This is a genomic window from Pseudomonas sp. FW305-7 (assembly GCF_058786735.1).
Map to the genome: position 1 here is coordinate 441,570 of NZ_JBYSZA010000002.1, position 18,695 is coordinate 460,264.

At 59.8% G+C, this 18,695-nt stretch carries 15 protein-coding genes; 10 read left to right on the top strand and 5 right to left on the bottom strand.

All coding sequences use genetic code 11. The features are described 5' to 3' along the window. Positions 1-21: 21 nt before the first annotated feature. Positions 22-2,895 carry an aminomethyl-transferring glycine dehydrogenase gene (gene gcvP, locus AC3WMT_RS05130; protein ID WP_103302497.1) on the top strand — a complete coding sequence of 958 codons (2,874 nt, stop codon included), beginning with the start codon at positions 22-24 and terminating at the stop codon, positions 2,893-2,895. A 169-nt stretch (positions 2,896-3,064) separates the two neighbouring features. Here gcvP and AC3WMT_RS05135 read toward each other — a convergent pair whose 3' ends face one another. Then, on the bottom strand, positions 3,065-3,385 hold the full coding sequence (locus AC3WMT_RS05135; RefSeq protein WP_169843014.1) for a DUF2388 domain-containing protein: 321 nt from the start codon (positions 3,383-3,385) through the stop codon (positions 3,065-3,067). 155 nt (positions 3,386-3,540) lie between these two features. Here AC3WMT_RS05135 and AC3WMT_RS05140 point away from each other — a divergent pair, with 155 nt between their 5' ends. Then, complete coding sequence (locus AC3WMT_RS05140; protein ID WP_249412078.1) at positions 3,541-4,506, top strand: hypothetical protein; 966 nt, start codon at positions 3,541-3,543, stop codon at positions 4,504-4,506. A 5-nt stretch (positions 4,507-4,511) separates the two neighbouring features. On the opposite strand, the gene tfpB is transcribed toward AC3WMT_RS05140, so the two are convergent. Both tfpB and AC3WMT_RS05150 read right to left on the bottom strand, forming a co-directional pair. Continuing rightward, positions 4,512-6,296: a type IV pilus assembly ATPase TfpB gene (gene tfpB, locus AC3WMT_RS05145; protein ID WP_103302496.1), complete on the bottom strand. Its 1,785-nt coding sequence runs from the start codon at positions 6,294-6,296 to the stop codon at positions 4,512-4,514. 90 nt (positions 6,297-6,386) lie between these two features. Further along, positions 6,387-6,725: an ACT-like domain-containing protein gene (locus AC3WMT_RS05150; RefSeq protein WP_103302495.1), complete on the bottom strand. Its 339-nt coding sequence runs from the start codon at positions 6,723-6,725 to the stop codon at positions 6,387-6,389. 126 nt (positions 6,726-6,851) lie between these two features. Between AC3WMT_RS05150 and AC3WMT_RS05155 the strand changes: the two genes are divergently transcribed. Beyond that, positions 6,852-7,322 carry an Lrp/AsnC family transcriptional regulator gene (locus tag AC3WMT_RS05155; RefSeq protein ID WP_103302494.1) on the top strand — a complete coding sequence of 157 codons (471 nt, stop codon included), beginning with the start codon at positions 6,852-6,854 and terminating at the stop codon, positions 7,320-7,322. A 110-nt stretch (positions 7,323-7,432) separates the two neighbouring features. Here AC3WMT_RS05155 and AC3WMT_RS05160 read toward each other — a convergent pair whose 3' ends face one another. Continuing rightward, on the bottom strand, positions 7,433-8,803 hold the full coding sequence (locus tag AC3WMT_RS05160; protein WP_103302493.1) for a CYTH domain-containing protein: 1,371 nt from the start codon (positions 8,801-8,803) through the stop codon (positions 7,433-7,435). A gap of 156 nt (positions 8,804-8,959) precedes the next feature. Here AC3WMT_RS05160 and argE point away from each other — a divergent pair, with 156 nt between their 5' ends. Continuing rightward, positions 8,960-10,126, top strand: coding sequence for an acetylornithine deacetylase (gene argE / locus AC3WMT_RS05165; RefSeq protein WP_103302492.1), 1,167 nt, complete (start codon positions 8,960-8,962; stop codon positions 10,124-10,126). A 253-nt stretch (positions 10,127-10,379) separates the two neighbouring features. After that, positions 10,380-11,681, top strand: coding sequence for an amino-acid N-acetyltransferase (gene argA, locus AC3WMT_RS05170; protein WP_103302491.1), 1,302 nt, complete (start codon positions 10,380-10,382; stop codon positions 11,679-11,681). A gap of 161 nt (positions 11,682-11,842) precedes the next feature. On the opposite strand, the gene tauA is transcribed toward argA, so the two are convergent. Beyond that, positions 11,843-12,832, bottom strand: coding sequence for a taurine ABC transporter substrate-binding protein (tauA, locus tag AC3WMT_RS05175; RefSeq protein WP_103302490.1), 990 nt, complete (start codon positions 12,830-12,832; stop codon positions 11,843-11,845). A gap of 365 nt (positions 12,833-13,197) precedes the next feature. Between tauA and AC3WMT_RS05180 the strand changes: the two genes are divergently transcribed. The 5 genes from AC3WMT_RS05180 (at position 13,198) to ssuD (ending at position 18,689) form a co-directional block, all read left to right on the top strand. Then, the gene (locus AC3WMT_RS05180) at positions 13,198-14,598 is read left to right on the top strand and encodes an OprD family porin (RefSeq protein WP_103302489.1); all 1,401 of its coding nucleotides are present in this window, start codon (positions 13,198-13,200) and stop codon (positions 14,596-14,598) included. Between the two features lie 295 nt (positions 14,599-14,893). Continuing rightward, positions 14,894-15,532 (top strand): peroxiredoxin, encoded by a 639-nt coding sequence (locus tag AC3WMT_RS05185; RefSeq protein WP_103302488.1) that lies wholly within the window; start codon positions 14,894-14,896, stop codon positions 15,530-15,532. Between the two features lie 334 nt (positions 15,533-15,866). Beyond that, a complete protein-coding gene (ssuE, locus tag AC3WMT_RS05190; RefSeq protein ID WP_103302486.1) occupies positions 15,867-16,460 on the top strand; it encodes an NADPH-dependent FMN reductase in 594 nt (197 codons plus the stop codon). Between the two features lie 89 nt (positions 16,461-16,549). Then, a complete protein-coding gene (locus tag AC3WMT_RS05195; RefSeq protein ID WP_103302485.1) occupies positions 16,550-17,515 on the top strand; it encodes a sulfonate ABC transporter substrate-binding protein in 966 nt (321 codons plus the stop codon). Between the two features lie 25 nt (positions 17,516-17,540). Then, entirely contained in the window at positions 17,541-18,689 is a 1,149-nt protein-coding gene (gene ssuD / locus AC3WMT_RS05200; RefSeq protein ID WP_007939251.1) for an FMNH2-dependent alkanesulfonate monooxygenase, read from the top strand. The last annotated feature ends 6 nt before the right edge of the window (positions 18,690-18,695 follow it).

Sequence of the window (18,695 nt, forward strand, 5' to 3'; positions counted from 1 at the left end):
CCAGCCTAGAGAGAGCCCGTCATGTCCCAGTTGCCGTCCCTGAGCCAGTTACGCGATTCCGAGGCCTTCCTGCGCCGTCACCTCGGCCCGGATGCCGCTGAGCAACAAGCCATGCTCGACAGTCTCGGTCTCGGCAGCCGGGTCGAACTGATCGAGCAAACCGTGCCGCCGGGCATTCGCTTCAATCGCCCGCTCGATCTGCCGCCGGCGCTGGATGAGCAAGCCGCACTGGCCAGACTGCGCGGGTATGCCGAGCAGAATCAGGTGTGGACCAGCCTGATCGGCATGGGTTATCACGGCACCCTCACGCCGACCGTCATCTTGCGCAACGTGCTGGAAAATCCCGGTTGGTACACCGCGTACACGCCGTATCAACCGGAGATCGCCCAAGGTCGGCTCGAAGCCTTGCTGAACTTCCAGCAAATGACCATCGACCTCACCGGCCTCGAACTGGCTAACGCTTCTTTGCTCGATGAAGCCACCGCCGCCGCTGAAGCCATGGCACTGGCCAAGCGCGTTGCCAAGTCGAAGAGCAATCTGTTTTTTGTCGACGAGAACTGTCATCCGCAAACCGTTTCCGTGGTGCAGACCCGTGCCGAAGGATTTGGCTTCGAGTTGATCATCGATGCTGTGGATAACTTGAAGCAGCACCAGGTGTTCGGTGCGCTGCTGCAATATCCCGACACCCACGGCGAAATCGCTGATTTGCAGCCGCTGATTGACCACCTGCATGCACAGCAGGCGTTGGCCTGCGTCGCCACTGATCTACTGAGTCTGTTGTTGCTGACGCCGCCGGGTGAATTGGGCGCTGATGTGGTGTTCGGCTCGTCCCAGCGTTTCGGCGTGCCCATGGGCTACGGTGGGCCGCACGCGGCATTTTTTGCCAGCCGCGAGGAATACAAACGGGCGATTCCCGGGCGGATCATTGGCGTGTCGAAGGATGCCCGGGGCAACGTGGCACTGCGCATGGCCCTGCAAACCCGCGAGCAACATATCCGCCGCGAGAAGGCCAATTCGAATATCTGCACGGCACAGGTGTTATTGGCCAACATCGCCAGTTTCTATGCGGTTTACCACGGGCCGGAAGGTTTGAAACGAATCGCCCAGCGCGTACATCGGCTGACCTGCATCCTCGCGGCGGGTCTTGAGCGCCACGGCATCAAACGGGTCAACGCACGGTTTTTCGACACGCTGACGCTGGACGTTGGCGGCGCGCAAACCGCAATCATCGAAAGCGCCCAGGCCGCGCAGATCAACCTGAGAATCCTCGGCCGTGGTCGCGTCGGTCTGAGCCTGGATGAGACGAGCGATGAAAATACAGTCGCAAAACTCTTCGATGTGCTGCTTGGTGCCGATCATGGTTTAAACGTCGGCGATCTCGATGCTGAAGTCCTGGTTTCAGGCATTCCCGATAACCTCCAGCGCAAGACGCCTTACCTGCGCCATCCGGTGTTCAACGCTCATCACAGCGAAACCGAGATGCTGCGTTACCTCAAGCAACTGGAGAACAAGGACCTGGCGCTCAACCAGTCGATGATCCCGCTGGGCTCCTGCACGATGAAACTCAACGCCACCAGCGAAATGATCCCGATCACCTGGCCGCAGTTCGCCAACCTGCATCCGTTTGTGCCCCGAGAGCAGGCAGTCGGCTACACCCTGATGATCGAAGAGCTCGAGCGCTGGCTGTGCGCGATCACTGGGTTCGATGCTATTTGCATGCAGCCCAACTCCGGCGCTCAGGGTGAGTACGCCGGGCTGCTGGCGATCCGCAAATATCACGAGAGCCGCCAGCAGGGGACGCGGGATATCTGCCTGATTCCCTCCTCGGCCCACGGCACCAATCCGGCCTCGGCGCAGATGGCCGGGATGCGCGTGGTGATTGTCGAGTGCGACGAGGCGGGCAACGTCGATCTGGATGATCTGAAGGCCAAAGCCGCCGAGGCCGGGGCCAGGTTGTCGTGCCTGATGGCGACGTATCCGTCGACCCATGGCGTGTATGAAGAAGGCATCAGCGAAATCTGCGAAGTTATCCACCAGCACGGCGGTCAGGTGTACATGGACGGCGCCAACCTCAACGCGCAGGTTGGGCTGGCGCGGCCGGCGGACATCGGCGCCGACGTGTCGCACATGAACCTGCACAAGACGTTCTGCATTCCCCATGGCGGCGGCGGGCCGGGCATGGGGCCGATCGGCATTCGTGCGCATCTGGCGCCATTTGTCGCCAACCATCCGGTGGTGCCGATTGCCGGGCCGCTGGCGCAAAACGGTGCGGTCAGCGCAGCGCCGTGGGGCAGCGCAAGTATTCTGCCGATCAGCTGGATGTACATCGCCATGATGGGCCCGCAACTGGCCGATGCCAGTGAGGTGGCGATTCTGGCGGCAAACTATCTGGCGCAACATTTATCCGGCGCGTTTCCGGTGCTGTACACCGGGCGCAACGGGCGAGTGGCGCATGAATGCATTCTTGATCTGCGGCCGCTGAAGGCGCAGACCGGGATCAGCGAAGAAGATGTCGCCAAGCGCCTGATGGACTATGGCTTCCATGCGCCGACCATGTCATTCCCGGTGCCGGGGACGTTGATGGTCGAGCCGACCGAGAGCGAGTCGAAGGCCGAACTGGACCGCTTTATCGGCGCCATGTTGAGCATTCGCGCAGAAATCAGCGAGGTGCAGAACGGCAACTGGCCGGCGGAAGACAACCCGCTCAAGCGTGCGCCGCACACGCTGGCGGATGTTACCGGGGTGTGGGAGCGGCCTTACAGCATCGAGCAGGGCATTACCCCGGATGCGCATACCAAGGCGCACAAATATTGGCCGGCGGTGAATCGGGTGGATAACGTCTATGGCGACCGCAATCTGTTTTGCGCTTGCGTGCCGGTGGATGATTACCGCTGACTTTTCTGGAAGTTATCCAAATCCTGTGGGAGCGGGCAGATCCAGCATATTGGGTGAATGCTGCACCGCCATCGCGGGCAAGCCCGTTCCCACAGGGTTCTATGGCGCATCTGAAATAGCGGGCAAAAAAATGCCGCTCATGTGAGCGGCATTTTCTTCGGTGAAAGGCTTATTCGGAAGCCACTGCGTTCTTCGCCAGAATCGCGTTCGCCAGTTCCATGTCCGTCGCTTGCAGGCCCGGATTGTCGGCGCGGACTTTCTGCATCGCCGCTTCCAGGTACGGGCCACGGATCCCGCCATCACTGGCAACGAAACTGCCGGCATCGTCCTGTGCGGCGACGATCAGCTTGTGATCCTTGAAGGTCAGGTAGGTCGAGCCAGTGGTGGCGCCGGACGAAATGACGTTACGCCAAAAGCTGTCGGCCATCGCTGAACCAACAGGGAGGGACAGCAAGGCAAGGGTGGCGACAGCAAGTTTGAGACGCATGATGAGATGACTCCTGGGGGTTAACTACGGCCTTGGATCGTCATTTGCCCGATCCGGTTCCATGAGTGCTCTGTTTCAGCCTGTTGCGCAATCTAGCGCTAGGGCTCCAACGAGTTGTTTGGCACCATGCGCGATGGTTTTCACGCATGGACGCTGCCTTGAATTTTCCTGCTTTGTTTTATGCCATGTTCTGGTGGTTTCTCATGGTCGGTTTCATCGGCCTGCCCGTGCTGCTGATCATGCTGTGTATACCGGCGTGGCGCAGGCCGTTGCTGCGGCATCCACGCAAGGTCGGGGCCATGGCATTGGTCTGTGTCAGCGTTGTTGGCTTGACCTCGTATCGGCTATGGGTCGATCACCGGGAGCGTCAGCTGCGTAATCCCACGCTCGATCACGCTGTTCAGGTCGGGGAGCTGACTTTGCCGGCTGGTGCCAGTGTGCACCTGAGTACGCTCGAACCGCTGGACGAGAAGGGTGAGCCGCAAATCCATGGTCTGGCCAGTGTACGCAGTGCTGAATTCATCGCTCCGCATGCCATTGCCGGGATAAAGGTTTCGGCATTGAAAATGTATTTCCTGCCCGAAGCCGAGTTGCTGCTGGCAGGGGATCAAGTGGTCGATGGCTGGCCCTGTGCGGGCGGCACCTGGTTGAAGATGAGTGTCACCGAGGAGACCCGTCTGCAACCTGAGCGCTGGCGTTTTAGTGCTTGTACGCTGGTGGCCGGTGCGCAGATTGCCGGAGAGACCTGGCCGGCGCAAAGCCGAATCTATCGGGAGGGCGACGAGTACACCGTCAGTGACTGGATGGCCCGGGAGCCTGTTTCAGTGCGCGGCATCGTGTTGTCGAGTGTCTCCGTGACACTCGACCAGCAGCACCGGCTATTGCGGTGGGACGGTCAGCTGGAAAATCCGCTAACCGTCGGCGACTGGCAATACCCACATGGAATGCGGGTGGCGCAGAACAGTCCGGGCACCTTGATGTTCAGCCCGAGCAAGTCCGACGCGGTACGAAATCTGCGCACCGGGAAAGGACTCAAGCTCAACCACTCGATTCTGCAACGGCAATCCGACGGCAGCGTGCTGTGGATCAAGCCCAATGCCGAGGTCAATGTGATCGACTGGTAGCGTCTCTAGCGCTGCTCGCTCTGTGGCGTCACCCGCAACACCTCCTCGATCGTCGTCAGTCCGGCCGCGACTTTCTGTGCTCCGGACAAGCGCAGGCTGCGCATGCCTTCCTTGAACGCCTGGCGCCGAATCGCCGTGAGGTCGGTGTCGGGGGTGATGAACGCCTTGAGGCTATCGCTCAGTTGCATGATTTCGTAGACCCCGGCGCGACCGCGATAACCGGTGTCGCGGCATTCCAGGCAGCCAATCGCGCGTTGCGCATTCGTCGGCAGCGGTGCTTGCCACGGTCGGGTCAGGGTTTGCCAGTCTTCTTCCTCAAGCGTGAGGGGCGCCTTGCAGTGCGGGCACAGGGTGCGCACCAACCGTTGGGCCATGACGCCAAGCACGGTGGCTTTGATCAAGTAATGCGGCACGCCGAGCTCCAGCAGACGGCTGATCGCGCTCGGCGCATCGTTGGTGTGCAGCGTCGACAGCACCAGGTGCCCGGTCAGTGCAGCCTGAATCGCCATTTCAGCGGTTTCGAGGTCGCGGATCTCGCCGATCATGATGATGTCCGGGTCTTGCCGCATCAGCGCACGCACGCCGGCGGCGAAGCTCAGGTCGATGTTGTGCTGGACCTGCATCTGGTTGAAGGCCGGTTCGACCATTTCGATCGGGTCCTCGATGGTGCAGAGGTTGACCTCCGGCGTCGCCAGTTTTTTCAGCGTGGTGTACAGCGTGGTGGTCTTCCCCGAACCGGTTGGCCCGGTGACCAGAATGATGCCGTTGGGCTGGCGGGTCATGTCCTGCCAGCGGCGCAGGTCGTCAATTGAAAACCCGAGCTGGTCGAAGTCCTTGAGCAGAACCTCCGGGTCGAAGATCCGCATGACCATTTTTTCGCCGAACGCCGTGGGCAAGGTCGACAGCCGCAACTCGACCTCGCCGCCGTCCGGGGTCTTGGTCTTGACCCGGCCATCCTGGGGTTTGCGCTTCTCGGCGACATTCATCCGGCCGAGGCTTTTCAGACGGCTGACTATCGCCATGGTCACCTGCGGCGGGAATTGATAGACGTTGTGCAGCACGCCGTCGATGCGAAAACGCACGGTGCCTTGCTCGCGGCGCGGCTCGATGTGGATATCGCTGGCGCGCTGCTGGAAGGCGTACTGGAACAGCCAGTCGACGATGTTGACGATGTGCGCATCGTTGGCGTCCGGTTCCTGATCGCTGGCGCCGAGGTTGAGCAGTTGTTCAAAGTTGCCGAGGTTGCCGCTTTGCTGATCGGCATTGCTGGCGCCGCTGACCGATTTGGCCAAGCGGAAAAACTCGACGCTGAAACGCTGGATATCCGCCGGGTTGGCCACTACTCGCTTGATCGGCAGTTTCAGGACGTGGGTCAGATCGGCTTCCCAGCCATTCACATAGGGCTGGGCACTGGCCACCGTTACCGAGTCGCGGTCGACCGCGACGGCAAGAATCTTGTGCCGTTGGGCAAAGGCGTAGGACATCAGCGGGGTGATGGCGGCGACGTTGATCTTCAGCGGGTCGATGTGCAAATACGGCTGCCCGGCCTGTTGCGCCAGCCACAAGGTCAGGCTTTCGAGGTCGAGATGTTTGCCCGGACGGCTGAGGTCGTCGAGCTGTTGGCTGGCGATGAATTCCAGTGGGTGCATCTGGCTGTGGGCGGCGTGGCGCCGACGGGCGTTCAGCGCCTGTTCGGCCGAGTCCTGGCTGATGAAGCCTTGGGCGACCAGTTCACGCAACACATCGTTGAGTTCCAGCCAGCGGTCCTGAGTGGCGAGTTGAACGGACATGCGGGCTCCTTTTGAACGACTGTGCGCAAAGGATAGTCGTGGCCCCGCAGACTGTTGGGCCACTACCCGACGAAGCCGTTGCCGGATTTGTCAGCCGGCCGCTTGCGCCTGCGCATCCCACGCCGTGTCGGCGTTTTGCAGGTTCACCGAGCACACGCTGATCAGGTTACGAAGTTTTTCCGCAATCACTTGCGCGCGATGCCAGCTCAGGCCGCCCATGACAAGGTCGATCGACAACAGATCATTCAGGCGCTGCACATTGACCTGCTCGGGGGTAAGGAATTGCAACGCGAACAGGTTCAACACCCGCACCAGCAAATCCGGCTCGGCCTCGGCGAGGATTTGATACTGCGCCAGGCAGTGGGCATTGCTGACGTTCCACACGTCGGCGCGGGTGGGGGCGCTGTTCACGGCTTCAAGGTGCGGCATGGCAAGTCTCCAAATTCACGGGAGAAATTTTTACATTCGCTGATGGGTATTTCTTGGCTAAGATCGGCGTTATTGACGAGTCAGCGAATAGATCAATTCGCCAGGTTATCTGTTTGAGGTTTTTATATGCACAGCGAGCTGGACAGCTACGACCGCAAGATTCTCGCCCTGCTGCAAGAGCATGCGTCGCTATCGAGTGCGCAGATCGCCGAACAGGTGGGGCTGTCGCAATCGCCCTGCTGGCGGCGGATTCAGCGGATGAAAGAGGAGGGCATCATTCGCGGGCAGGTGACGTTGCTGGATCGCAAGAAGATTGGCCTGAATACGCAGATTTTTGCCGAGATCAAACTCAATGCCCACGGGCGTTCAAACTTCACCGAGTTCACCGAGGCGATTCGCGGCTTTCCGGAAGTGCTGGAGTGTTATGTGCTGATGGGCGCGGTGGATTTTCTGCTGCGCATTGTCGCGGCGGACATCGAGGCGTACGAGCGGTTCTTCTTCGAGAAACTGTCGCTGGTGCCGGGGATTCAGGAAGTGAATTCGATTGTGGCGCTTTCCGAAATCAAGTCCACAACCAGCCTGCCTGTAGTGCGGTGATTGTGTTGGTTTCATCGCTGGCAAGCCAGCTCCCACAGGTTTTGTGCTGAAACACAATCTGCATTCCAACACTGAACCCTTTGGGAGCTGGCTTGCCAGCGATGGCGGACTTACATGCGCAGCAGCATTTTCCAGGCACGGTTCTGGTAAACCGCAATCGACTGCTGCTTGCGCGCATCGAGCAGTTCGTCAGTGATCGTCGGCTCGTTGGCCAGTTGCGCAAGTTTGTTCAGCTCGCCGTACAGGCGATCCATTTCCGGGATCTCCAGCACGTTACGCGCGTGGTGCAACCAGACCTGAATACGCTCGATACGCGGCAATTGCTCGGCCAGATCTTCCGGCTGCTGCTGGTAACGCTGCAATTGCAGGGCCGTGGCTTCTTCACCCAATGTGCGCGGCAACCAGCTGTGCAACTGCGCGCCACCCTGACGGTTGCCACGCACGTTGCGCTCGGCCGTCCAGCTGCGAGCCAGCAACCAGCGCGAAGCAGTCAGCGAGAACAGGCCCCAACGCGGGTCTTCCAGTTCTTCGAGGAACTGTTCCGGCGCGGCTTTGCGCACGTCTTCGTCTTCGATGCCGACCTGCACCAGTGGGCGCCAATCTTCCAGCAAGGCATCCAGCGCCACGCGCAGGTCGTGGGTCGACGGACGCGGTGCGGCCTGGCCGAGGCTGCTGAGCAGGGCGCGCATTTCGGCGAGGTTCTCGACCCAGTCCAGCAACAGGCGCCAGTGACCGTTGAAACGATACTGTTCGGCCAGACGCTGGCTGCTGCCGAGCAAGTGCCAGCCCAGCGCGGCGAAAGCGTCGTCCAGCTGGGTTTCCGGCGTCAGCTCGGGTGCCGGCAGGCTCAGCGAGTAACTGTTGGCGTCGTACAGACGATAACCGCGCTCGGCCTTGCTGATGTCACACGGCATCAGCGCCAGGGTTTGCGCCAGTTCAGCGGCCAGTTCCAGCAGCGCTGCAGGCTCGCCTTCGCGCAGTTCCAGTTCCAGCTCGCAGATTTCTTCTTTCTGTTTGCCGACTACCACATGACCCAGGTCCAGCGCGGCTTCGATGACCACTTTGGCCTTGCCACGACCCCAGGCGATTTCGGCGCGCTCGCGGACGAAATCGGTGGTGAAGATCGGTTTCAGGGTTTTCTTGTCCAGCTCGGCCAGCGACTCGGGCCAGCATTCGCCGTCGAGTTTCTTCACGTCGAGCTTGGCTTTCGGCAACTTCCAGTCGTACTCGTTACGCTCGGACAGACCGGCGACGCTCTGGCCGCGAGTCTTGAGGGTCTGAATCACTTCGTCGCCATCCTTGCGCAGGCGCAGGGCAACTTTGGCCTGGGCCAGATCGCGCTCTGGGGTGTCGAAGTACTGGTTCATCAACTCACGGCGTTCCCAGCCATTTTTGTTGCGTTTTTTCAGTAACGGGTGCTCGCGCAGGGCAGCGAGGGTTTCGCGGCTGACGCGGAGTTTGATTTCGGTTTCTTTCTGCATGGCCGGAAAATCCAGGATCGGGAGCGCAGCCGGGGGAATGTGTGGCTGCCAAGGCCGTGCAGTGTACAGGACTCGAACTTCCTACGCCCTGCGGCGGTTTATTCCTGACGCCGGATGGCTCTATGATGGACTTCAAATCGGGAGTGGGAGTCAGCGATGCCTTTGCCGTCCATGCAAGACCAGTTCGCTGCGCTGATTGCCGCGCCGTCGGTCAGTTGTACGCAGCCAAGCCTGGATCAGTCCAACCGGGCGGTGATCGATCTGCTCGCCGGATGGCTCGGTGATCTGGGTTTCAGTTGCGACATCCAGCAGGTCAGTCCCGGCAAATTCAATCTGCTCGCGAGTTTCGGCAGTGGTCCCGGCGGGCTGGTGCTGGCCGGGCACAGCGACACGGTGCCGTATGACGATGCACTGTGGCAGACCGATCCGCTGAAACTCACCGAAGTCGATGGTCGCTGGGTCGGGCTCGGCAGTTGCGACATGAAGGGCTTCTTCGCCCTGATCATCGAAGCCGTGCTGCCGCTGCTTGATCAGCCGTTCAAGCAACCGCTGCTGATCCTCGCCACCTGCGACGAAGAAAGCTCGATGTCCGGCGCTCGCGCGCTGGCCGAGGCCGGGCGACCGCTGGGCCGTGCGGCCGTGATCGGCGAGCCGACCGGGCTCAAGCCGATCCGTATGCATAAAGGTATCATGATGGAGCGCATCGACATTCTCGGGCAGAGCGGCCACTCGTCGGATCCGCGCCTGGGCCACAGTGCCCTCGAAGCGATGCACGATGCTATCGGCGAACTGCGTGGTTTGCGCCTGTTGTGGCAGCGTGAATTCAACAATCCGCAATTCAGCGTGCCGCAACCAACGATGAACTTCGGCTGCATCCATGGCGGCGACAACCCCAACCGTATCTGCGGCCAGTGTTCGTTGGAGTTCGACTTGCGGCCGTTGCCGGGCATGGACCCGAAAGTCCTGCGCGCCGAGATTCTGCGCAAGCTCAACCCGGTTGCCGAACGGCATCAGGTGAAGATCGACTACAAACCGTTGTTCCCGGAAGTGCCGCCATTCGAACAGGCCGAAGACGCCGAATTGGTGCGCATCGCCGAGAAGCTTACCGGCCACAACGCCGAAGCAGTGGCGTTCGGCACCGAAGCGCCTTATCTTCAGCGCCTTGACTGCGAAACCATCGTACTCGGCCCCGGCGACATCGCCTGTGCGCATCAGCCCGGCGAGTACCTCGAAATGTCACGTTTGCAGCCTACCGTGCATCTATTGCGGCAACTGATTGAACATTACTGTCTGACAAGTGCCCCAACGTCACAGGATTTGTAGGAGTGAGCCTGCTCGCGATAGCGGTGAGACAGTCACCGGAGATATTGACTGACACTCCGCTATCGCGAGCAGCTCATTCCTACAAGGGATCTGTGTTTTGCTCGACCAAACGCTGTAAATTGCCAGCATTCCAACCCGTATTCATGAGGAGAGCGCGCGTGTCGCCAAGCCTGTTCCGACGATAACCATCAGCCCGCTGTGCGTTTTCCGTTTCGCCCCTTTTCCGGCTGCTCTTTATTACAGGCCCAGGTTCATGCCCGAATACGTCAATTGGCTTCGTCACGCGTCCCCTTATATCAATGCCCACCGCGACTGCACCTTCGTCGTCATGCTGCCCGGCGACGGCGTGGAGCATCCGAATTTCGGCAATATCGTCCACGACATCGTCCTGCTGCACAGCCTCGGCGTGCGTCTGGTGCTGGTGCACGGTTCGCGCCCACAGATTGAAACCCGCCTCGCCGCCCGTGGCCTGACGCCGCATTACCACCACGGCATGCGCATCACCGATGCGGCGACGCTGGAGTGTGTGATCGACGCCGTCGGCCAGTTGCGCATTGCCATCGAGGCACGGCTGTCGATGGACATGGCTTCATCGCCGATGCAGGGCTCGCGTCTGCGCGTGGCCAGCGGCAACCTGGTGACCGCGCGGCCGATCGGCGTGCTCGAAGGTGTCGATTATCACCACACCGGCGAAGTGCGCCGGGTCGACCGCAAAGGCATCAATCGCCTGCTCGACGAGCGCTCCATCGTGCTGCTGTCGCCACTGGGCTACTCGCCGACCGGGGAAATCTTCAACCTCGCCTGCGAAGACGTCGCCACCCGCGCCGCCATCGACCTAGGCGCAGACAAACTGCTGCTGTTCGGCGCCGACCTCGGTCTGATCGACGAGAACGGCAAACTGGTGCGCGAACTGCGCCCACAACAGGTACCGGCGCATTTGCAGCGTCTGGGCAGCAGCAACTATCAAGCGGAACTGCTGGATGCCGCTGCCGAGGCTTGCCGTGGCGGTGTTGCGCGCAGTCATATCGTCAGTTACGCCGAAGACGGTGCGCTGCTGACCGAGCTGTTCACCCGCGATGGTGGCGGTACGCTGGTGGCTCAGGAGCAATTCGAGCTGGTGCGCGAGGCGGCGATTGAAGACGTCGGTGGCTTGCTCGACCTGATCAGTCCGCTGGAAGAGCAGGGGATTCTGGTGCGCCGTTCGCGTGAAGTGTTGGAGCGTGAGATCGAGCAGTTCAGCGTGGTCGAGCGTGAGGGGATGATCATCGCCTGTGCGGCGCTGTATCAGATTGCCGATTCGGATGCCGGTGAACTGGCGTGTCTGGCAGTGAACCCGGAGTATCGCCACGGCGGTCGCGGCGATGAGCTGCTGGAGCGAATCGAAACCCGTGCCCGCGCGCAAGGTTTGAAGACTCTCTTTGTACTCACCACGCGCACTGCGCACTGGTTCCGCGAGCGAGGCTTCGAGCCGAGCAGTGTTGAACGTCTGCCAGCGGCACGGGCGTCGCTGTACAACTATCAGCGCAACTCGAAAATCTTCGAAAAGACCCTCTGATCTGAATTGGCGAGGCTTTTGTGGCGAGGGGATTTATCTGTGGTGAGGGGATTTATCCCCGATGGGGCGCGCAGCGGCCCTGCTTTTGGGACTGCTACGCAGTCCATCGGGGATAAATCCCCTCGCCACAGGTTTCATTGAGCCAGTGATGGATTTCACTGTTATTCAGTGATGAATTTCGCACTCACGTACGGCGAATAATCCGGCAGCACCGTTTCAACCTTGCCCTGCTCCTTCAAAAACTTCGCCGTCTCGCCAATTGCCTTCGCCGTGCCGCCGTCCAGCAGCGCGGTGGTTTGCTGTGCCTTGGCATCCGGGAAGGCTGAGCCGGCGAGCAGTTCAGGAACATCAGCGGCATTGGCGCCAGTCAATTTGGCGATTTTCTGTACAGGTGCCGAGTCAGCCGTCCAGCTGTCTTTATGGCTGGCGTAGTCGGCGAACGAGTCTAGAGTGACCTTGGCAAATTTGGCCACGACGTCAGGATGCTTCTCGGCGAAGTCCTTGCGTGCGACCCAGACTTCGAAGGTTGGCGCGCCCCATTGGCCGACCTGCGCGGCATCGGTCAGGGTCTTGCCGGTCTTGCGGATTTCACCCAGGGCTGGCGACCAGACAAACGCACCGTCAATGTCGCCGCGTTTCCAGGCAGCGGCGATTTCTGCGGGTTGCAGGTTGACCACTTTGACTTTCGAGGTGTCCAGGCCCCAGTGCTTGAGCGCGCCGAGCAGGCTGTAGTGGGAGGTGGAAACGAACGGCGTGGCGATGGTTTTGCCGACCAGATCCTGCGGGGAGTTGATGCCGCTGCCGTTGCGTACCACCAAGGCTTCGGCGGCATTGATCTGCGCCGAGACGATGAAGGCCACAATCGGCAGGTTTCGTGACGCGGCAGCCGCCAACGGGCTGGAACCGAGGTTGCCGATCTGTACATCACCGGAGGCAATGGCTGTCACAACTTCCGGGCCACTATTAAAACGACGCCAGTCGATTTTCTCGCCGATGGTTTTCTCGTAGACGCCGTCCGCTTGAGGGACTTTGCTCGGATCGATACCGGTCTGGTAGCCAACGGTAAGGTTGGCGGCGTGGGCGGAGAAAGAAATCAGTGCTGACACACAAACTGTAACAAATTGACTAGATAGTGCGCGTTTGGCCATCATGGCGTCGCCTTTTCGATAGGGTTTGACGATTTGGGGTTGCGCAAAAGCTAATCGATCTAAAAAAAGGCTAACAAATACCATTTAGGAATGAGCTTAGTCGCCGATACGCTGTTTCCCGGCGGAGGTGGCAAGATACTGGCCATATTCCGAAATGATATGAAAAAGAATGAATAAATTCTTTTTGGGTTTATCAGGAAATCTTTACTCTGCACGGACCAAATCACTGCGATTAGACCTTGGTCGTAGACACACAAGGTTACGATTGACTTGGCAGTCACGGTCTGGCGCTAATCGCGAATCTTAGGACCCAGGGGCGTCAGATCCCGGGCCAGGAACACAAGAATTAGAAACGAGAGGAGCTTTACATGAACAAGTCCACCTTGGCCCTGGCTGTGGCCGTAGGGGTTATGGCGCAGCAGGCAGGCGCCGCCGGTTTCATCGAAGACAGCAAAGCTACTTTGGGGCTGCGTAACTTCTACATCAACACTGATAACCGTGATGGCGACGTCAACGCTCCCGCCAACAAGCGTAACGGCGTTCAGAGCAAGCAAGAAGAATGGGGCCAAGGCTTCGATCTGCGCTTCATCTCCGGTTACACCCAGGGCACCGTAGGCTTCGGTATCGACGCTATCGGCCTGTTGGGCGTGCGTTTGGATTCCGGTGGTGGCACTAACGGTGCTTCCCCAGCGACCGCCACCAACTACGGTTCCTACGGTGGCACTGTTTTCCCGAGCAAATCCAATGGCGAAGCGGTTGATAACTTCTCCAGCCTGGGTCTGACTGCCAAGGCCAAGATCTCCCAGACCGAACTGAAGCTGGGTACTCTGCAGCCGAAAAACCCGGTTATCGTTACAAACGATGGTCGTCTGCTGCCGCAAACCTTCCAGGGTGGTCAGATCACTTCGGGCGACATCAAGGACCTGACCCTTGTTGGCGGCCAGATCGAGCACGTCAAAGGTCGTAACTCCAGCAACAACGAAGAACTGTCGATCGCTGGCGCCAACGGTCGTACTGCAACTGGTCGCGACAGCAACAAGTTCATCTATGCCGGTGGTGACTACAAAATCACCAAAGACCTGACTGCCCAGTACTACTACGGCAATCTGGATCAGTTCTACAAGCAACACTTCCTGGGCCTGGTGCACAACTGGGCAATCGGCCCGGGCGTGTTGAAGTCGGACCTCCGTTACTTCAACAGCCGTGACGACGGTAAAAACGGCACCGATGCCAACTACTACACCTCGGGTGACTACGGTACTGGCATCACCAAAGGTAAAGTCGACAACAACCTGTACAGCGGTCTGTTCCTGTACACCGTTGCAGGTCACACCTTCGGTGGCGGTTACCAGGTCAGCAACGGCAACAGCGACTTCCCGTGGCTGAACCAGGGTGACGGTTCTTCGAACTACACCATCACTGACATGCAAATCCAGAAGTTCGGTCGTGCTGGCGAGCGTACCTGGCAGGCTCGCTACTCGTATGACTTCGCCAAAGTCGGCCTGCCTGGCCTGACCGCCGGTGTGGTTTACCTGCGTGGCGATAACATCGACACTACCGGTCGCGTCGGTTTCAACCAAGTCAGCGTCAATGCCACCGGCCGTTCCGAGTGGGAACGCGACCTGACCGTTGGCTACGTAGTACCAGAAGGCCCGCTGAAGAACCTGGGCCTGATGTGGAAAAACGCTACCTGGCGCAACGACATCCCAGGTCAACGCGACCAGGATGAAAACCGCCTGATCGTCAGCTACTCGATCCCGCTGCTGTAATAGCGCGTCTCGATTCGTTGATGTAAAAAAGCCCCGTCCGGCATCGCGCCGGACGGGGCTTTTGCGTTTTCGAGTCAGGCTCACCCCCGTAAGCCCTCCCCGAATTTCCCTCTTTGCAGCTACTCAAGGCCTTCTCGAACCTTGCGAACGATGTTCGTCGGGATACGGCCGAGCGTCCAGTGAACAGATCTTTAATATTCTTTTTAGATCTAGATATCTATTTATTTATTCTTTTTCAGAAGATCAAAAGCCAAGCTACAGTTGAGGTCTCCAACAACTCATCAGGAGCAGCACCATGAGCCTCAGACTCGGCGACATCGCCCCCGATTTCGAACAAGACTCCAGCGCCGGCAAGATTCGTTTCCACGAGTGGCTGGGCGATAGCTGGGGCGTGCTGTTCTCCCACCCGGCGGACTTCACCCCGGTGTGCACCACCGAGCTGGGTTTTACCGCCAAGCTCAAGGATGAGTTCAGCAAGCGCGGCGTCAAAGCCATCGCGCTGTCGGTCGACCCGGTGGACTCGCACCACAAGTGGATCGAAGACATCAACGAAACCCAGAACACCCTCGTCAACTTCCCGATCCTGGCCGATGCCGATCGCAAGGTTTCCGACCTCTATGACCTGATCCACCCGAATGCCAACGACACCCTGACCGTGCGTTCGCTGTTCGTGATCGATCCGAACAAGAAGATTCGCCTGACCATCACTTACCCGGCGAGCACCGGGCGCAACTTCCACGAAATTCTGCGGGTGATCGATTCGCTGCAACTCACCGACAATTACAAAGTGGCCACCCCGGCCAACTGGCAGGACGGTGACGAGGTGGTGATCGTGCCGTCGCTCAAGGATGAAGACGAGATCAAGAAACGCTTTCCCAAAGGCTATCGCGCGGTGAAACCGTATCTGCGCCTGACGCCGCAGCCGAATAAATAACCTTTTGAGGCGATCGTTCCCACGTCGAGGCGTCGAACCGTCCGCGTGGGAATGCCGCCCGTGACGCTCCGCGTCACAGTGGACGCGGAGCGTCCTTGGATTCATTCCCACGCAGAGCGTGGGAATGATCAGTGTGTAGCCACAAAGCAGGGGATTTCAGGCCGTTTCCACGGCCTTTTTTTTCGCCCGCCGTTTGCCGGAAGATATATCTCCAAAACGCATAACCAAATGAATAAATATGATTTATGGATATATAAATCAACTGGTAAGGTCACTTCCATCGAAGCGAGATCGCAACCCGCGAATCGCCTGTAACGCTCAAGGAATTGTCTCAATGCTGGTCGTCTCACTCGGTGGCAGCCCTAGCCAACGCTCCCGTTCCGGGGTGCTACTGGAGCGCTCGCAGCGCTGGTTGCAGGAGCAAGGGGTGGAAGTGGTGAGTTATCAGGTGCGCGACTTTCCGGCCGAAGACTTGCTCCACGCCCGCTTCGACAGCCCGAAGGTGCTCGACCTGCTGGCTCAGATTGAAAATGCCGATGGCCTGTTGATTGCCACCCCGGTGTACAAGGCCTCGTTCTCCGGTGCGTTGAAAACTGTGCTGGATCTGCTGCCCGAGCGCGCCCTGAGCCACAAGATTGTTTTGCCGATGGCCACCGGCGGCAGCATCGCCCACATGCTGGTGGTCGATTACGCCCTCAAGCCCGTGTTGTCGGCATTGAAAGCCCAGGAAATGCTCCAGGGAATTTTCGCCGAGGATAGCCAGATCGCTTACGGCGAAGGCAGCGCGGCGGCGCAACTGGCACCGGCGCTGGAGCAGCGACTGTATGAGGCGCTGGACCAGTTTGTCAGCGCCATGGCCCGCCGGCCGAAACCGCTGGAGCCGGGCTTGTTGAACGAACGTTTGTTGAGTGCTCGCTGGAGCATTTAAGTCTCACCCGAACTTGAAGTACTGGCCTTACTCGCCCGCCAACGGGCAAGCAGGTGCAGCCAAAACCCAACAGCAAAAAGGAGAGCGCTATGCGCACTGTATTTTTGCGTCGTGGTCTGGTCGCTCTGTTTGCTGCGGCTGTCACCTTCGGCGCCATCACTCAAGCTCAAGCCGAAACATTGCGGATCGGTTATCAGAAGTACGGCACGCTGGTGCTGCTCAAAGCCAAGGGCACCCTGGAAAAACGTCTGGCCGCCCAAGGCGTCGACGTGCAATGGACTGAATTCCCCGGCGGCCCGCAGTTGCTGGAAGGCCTGAACGTCGGCTCGATCGACTTCGGTGTCACCGGCGAAACCCCACCGGTGTTCGCTCAGGCGGCCGGTGCCGATCTGCTCTACGTCGCCTACGAGCCGCCAGCGCCAAACAGCGAAGCGATCCTTGTGCCGAAAGACTCGCCGATCAAATCGGTGGCCGACCTCAAGGGCAAGAAAGTCGCGCTGAACAAAGGCTCCAACGTTCACTACCTGCTGGTGCGCGCACTGGAAGACGCCGGCCTCAAATACTCCGATATCCAGACCGTATTCCTGCCGCCGGCCGATGCCCGCGCCGCGTTTGAACGTGGCAGTGTCGACGCCTGGGTCATTTGGGACCCGTACCAGGCTGCCGCCGAGAAACAGCTGCAGGCGCACACCCTGCGTGACGGCAAAGGCATCGTCGACAACCACCAGTTCTATCTGGCGACCAAGCCTTATGCGCAGAAGAACCCCGAGGTGATCAAGACCCTTGTCGAAGAAGTGCGCGCCGTTGGCGAGTGGTCCAAAGCCAATCCTGAAGACGTGACCCAACAAGTCGCGCCACTGCTCGGCCTGCCGGCGGACATCACCCTGACCTCGGTGAAACGCCAAGGCTACGGCGCGCTGTTCCTGACCCCGCAAGTGGTCGCCGCGCAACAGAAAATCGCTGACACGTTCTTCCAGCTCAAGCTGATTCCCAAGCCGCTGAGCATCAAGGATGTGATTTGGGCACCACCGGCCGCTGTGGCCAAAGCGCAGTAATTCGAATTCCTAAGGAGACCACTCCATGAGCCTCAACATCTTCTGGTTCCTGCCTACCCACGGTGACGGCCATTACCTTGGCACCGCCGAAGGCGCCCGCGCCGTCGACCACGGTTATCTGCAACAAGTCGCGCAAGCGGCGGATCGTCTGGGTTTCGGCGGCGTGCTGATCCCCACTGGCCGCTCCTGCGAAGACTCGTGGCTGGTGGCAGCGTCGCTGATCCCTGTGACCCAGCGTCTGAAGTTCCTCGTCGCCCTGCGCCCCGGGATCATTTCCCCGACGGTGGCAGCGCGGCAGGCGGCGACGCTGGATCGCCTGTCCGGCGGTCGTGCGCTGTTCAATCTGGTGACAGGCGGCGATCCGGAAGAATTGGCCGGCGACGGACTGTTCCTCAGCCACGAAGAGCGCTATCAGGCCTCGGTGGAATTCACTCGTATCTGGCGCCGCGTGCTGGAAGGCGAGACCGTTGATTACGACGGTCAGCACATCAGTGTGAAGGGTGCGAAATTGCTCTATCCGCCGATCCAACAACCGCGTCCACCGCTGTACTTCGGTGGATCTTCCGAAGCGGCGCAGGACTTGGCAGCCGAACAAGTTGAAATGGTCCTGACCTGGGGCGAGCCGCCAGCCGCGGTCGCCGAAAAGATCGAACAGGTGCGGGCCAAAGCCGCCAAGCTCGGTCGCACCGTGCGCTTCGGCATTCGTCTGCACGTAATCGTTCGCGAAACCAACGCCGAAGCCTGGCAAGCCGCAGATCGGTTGATCTCGCATCTGGATGACGACACCATCGCCCGCGCTCAAGCCTCTCTGGCGCGTTTCGATTCGGTCGGCCAGCAACGTATGGCCGCGTTGCACGGTGGCAGCCGCGACAACCTCGAAGTCAGCCCGAACCTGTGGGCCGGCGTTGGCCTGGTGCGCGGCGGTGCCGGTACGGCGCTGGTCGGCGACGGTCCGACCGTGGCTGCCCGCGTGAAGGAATACGCAGACCTGGGCATCGACACCTTTATCTTCTCCGGTTATCCACACCTTGAAGAGTCGTATCGCGTCGCTGAGCTGTTGTTCCCGCACCTCGATATCGAACGCCCGGAACTGCCGAAAAGCGCCGGTTATGTCAGCCCGTTCGGCGAGATGGTCGCCAACGACATTCTTCCCAAAGCCGCGTCGCAGAGCTGAGGCGCG

What these genes read in the sequence shown, in the direction of transcription:
- AC3WMT_RS05155 (WP_103302494.1), top strand. Translation starts at nt 6,852, where the DNA reads ATGCACAGCGAGCTGGACAGCTACGACCGCAAGATTCTCGCCCTGCTG.
- ssuE (WP_103302486.1), top strand. Translation starts at nt 15,867, where the DNA reads ATGCTGGTCGTCTCACTCGGTGGCAGCCCTAGCCAACGCTCCCGTTCC.
- AC3WMT_RS05185 (WP_103302488.1), top strand. Translation starts at nt 14,894, where the DNA reads ATGAGCCTCAGACTCGGCGACATCGCCCCCGATTTCGAACAAGACTCC.
- argA (WP_103302491.1), top strand. Translation starts at nt 10,380, where the DNA reads ATGCCCGAATACGTCAATTGGCTTCGTCACGCGTCCCCTTATATCAAT.
- tauA (WP_103302490.1), bottom strand. Translation starts at nt 12,832, where the DNA reads ATGATGGCCAAACGCGCACTATCTAGTCAATTTGTTACAGTTTGTGTG.
- argE (WP_103302492.1), top strand. Translation starts at nt 8,960, where the DNA reads ATGCCTTTGCCGTCCATGCAAGACCAGTTCGCTGCGCTGATTGCCGCG.
- AC3WMT_RS05160 (WP_103302493.1), bottom strand. Translation starts at nt 8,803, where the DNA reads ATGCAGAAAGAAACCGAAATCAAACTCCGCGTCAGCCGCGAAACCCTC.
- AC3WMT_RS05195 (WP_103302485.1), top strand. Translation starts at nt 16,550, where the DNA reads ATGCGCACTGTATTTTTGCGTCGTGGTCTGGTCGCTCTGTTTGCTGCG.
- tfpB (WP_103302496.1), bottom strand. Translation starts at nt 6,296, where the DNA reads ATGTCCGTTCAACTCGCCACTCAGGACCGCTGGCTGGAACTCAACGAT.
- ssuD (WP_007939251.1), top strand. Translation starts at nt 17,541, where the DNA reads ATGAGCCTCAACATCTTCTGGTTCCTGCCTACCCACGGTGACGGCCAT.
- AC3WMT_RS05150 (WP_103302495.1), bottom strand. Translation starts at nt 6,725, where the DNA reads ATGCCGCACCTTGAAGCCGTGAACAGCGCCCCCACCCGCGCCGACGTG.
- AC3WMT_RS05180 (WP_103302489.1), top strand. Translation starts at nt 13,198, where the DNA reads ATGAACAAGTCCACCTTGGCCCTGGCTGTGGCCGTAGGGGTTATGGCG.
- gcvP (WP_103302497.1), top strand. Translation starts at nt 22, where the DNA reads ATGTCCCAGTTGCCGTCCCTGAGCCAGTTACGCGATTCCGAGGCCTTC.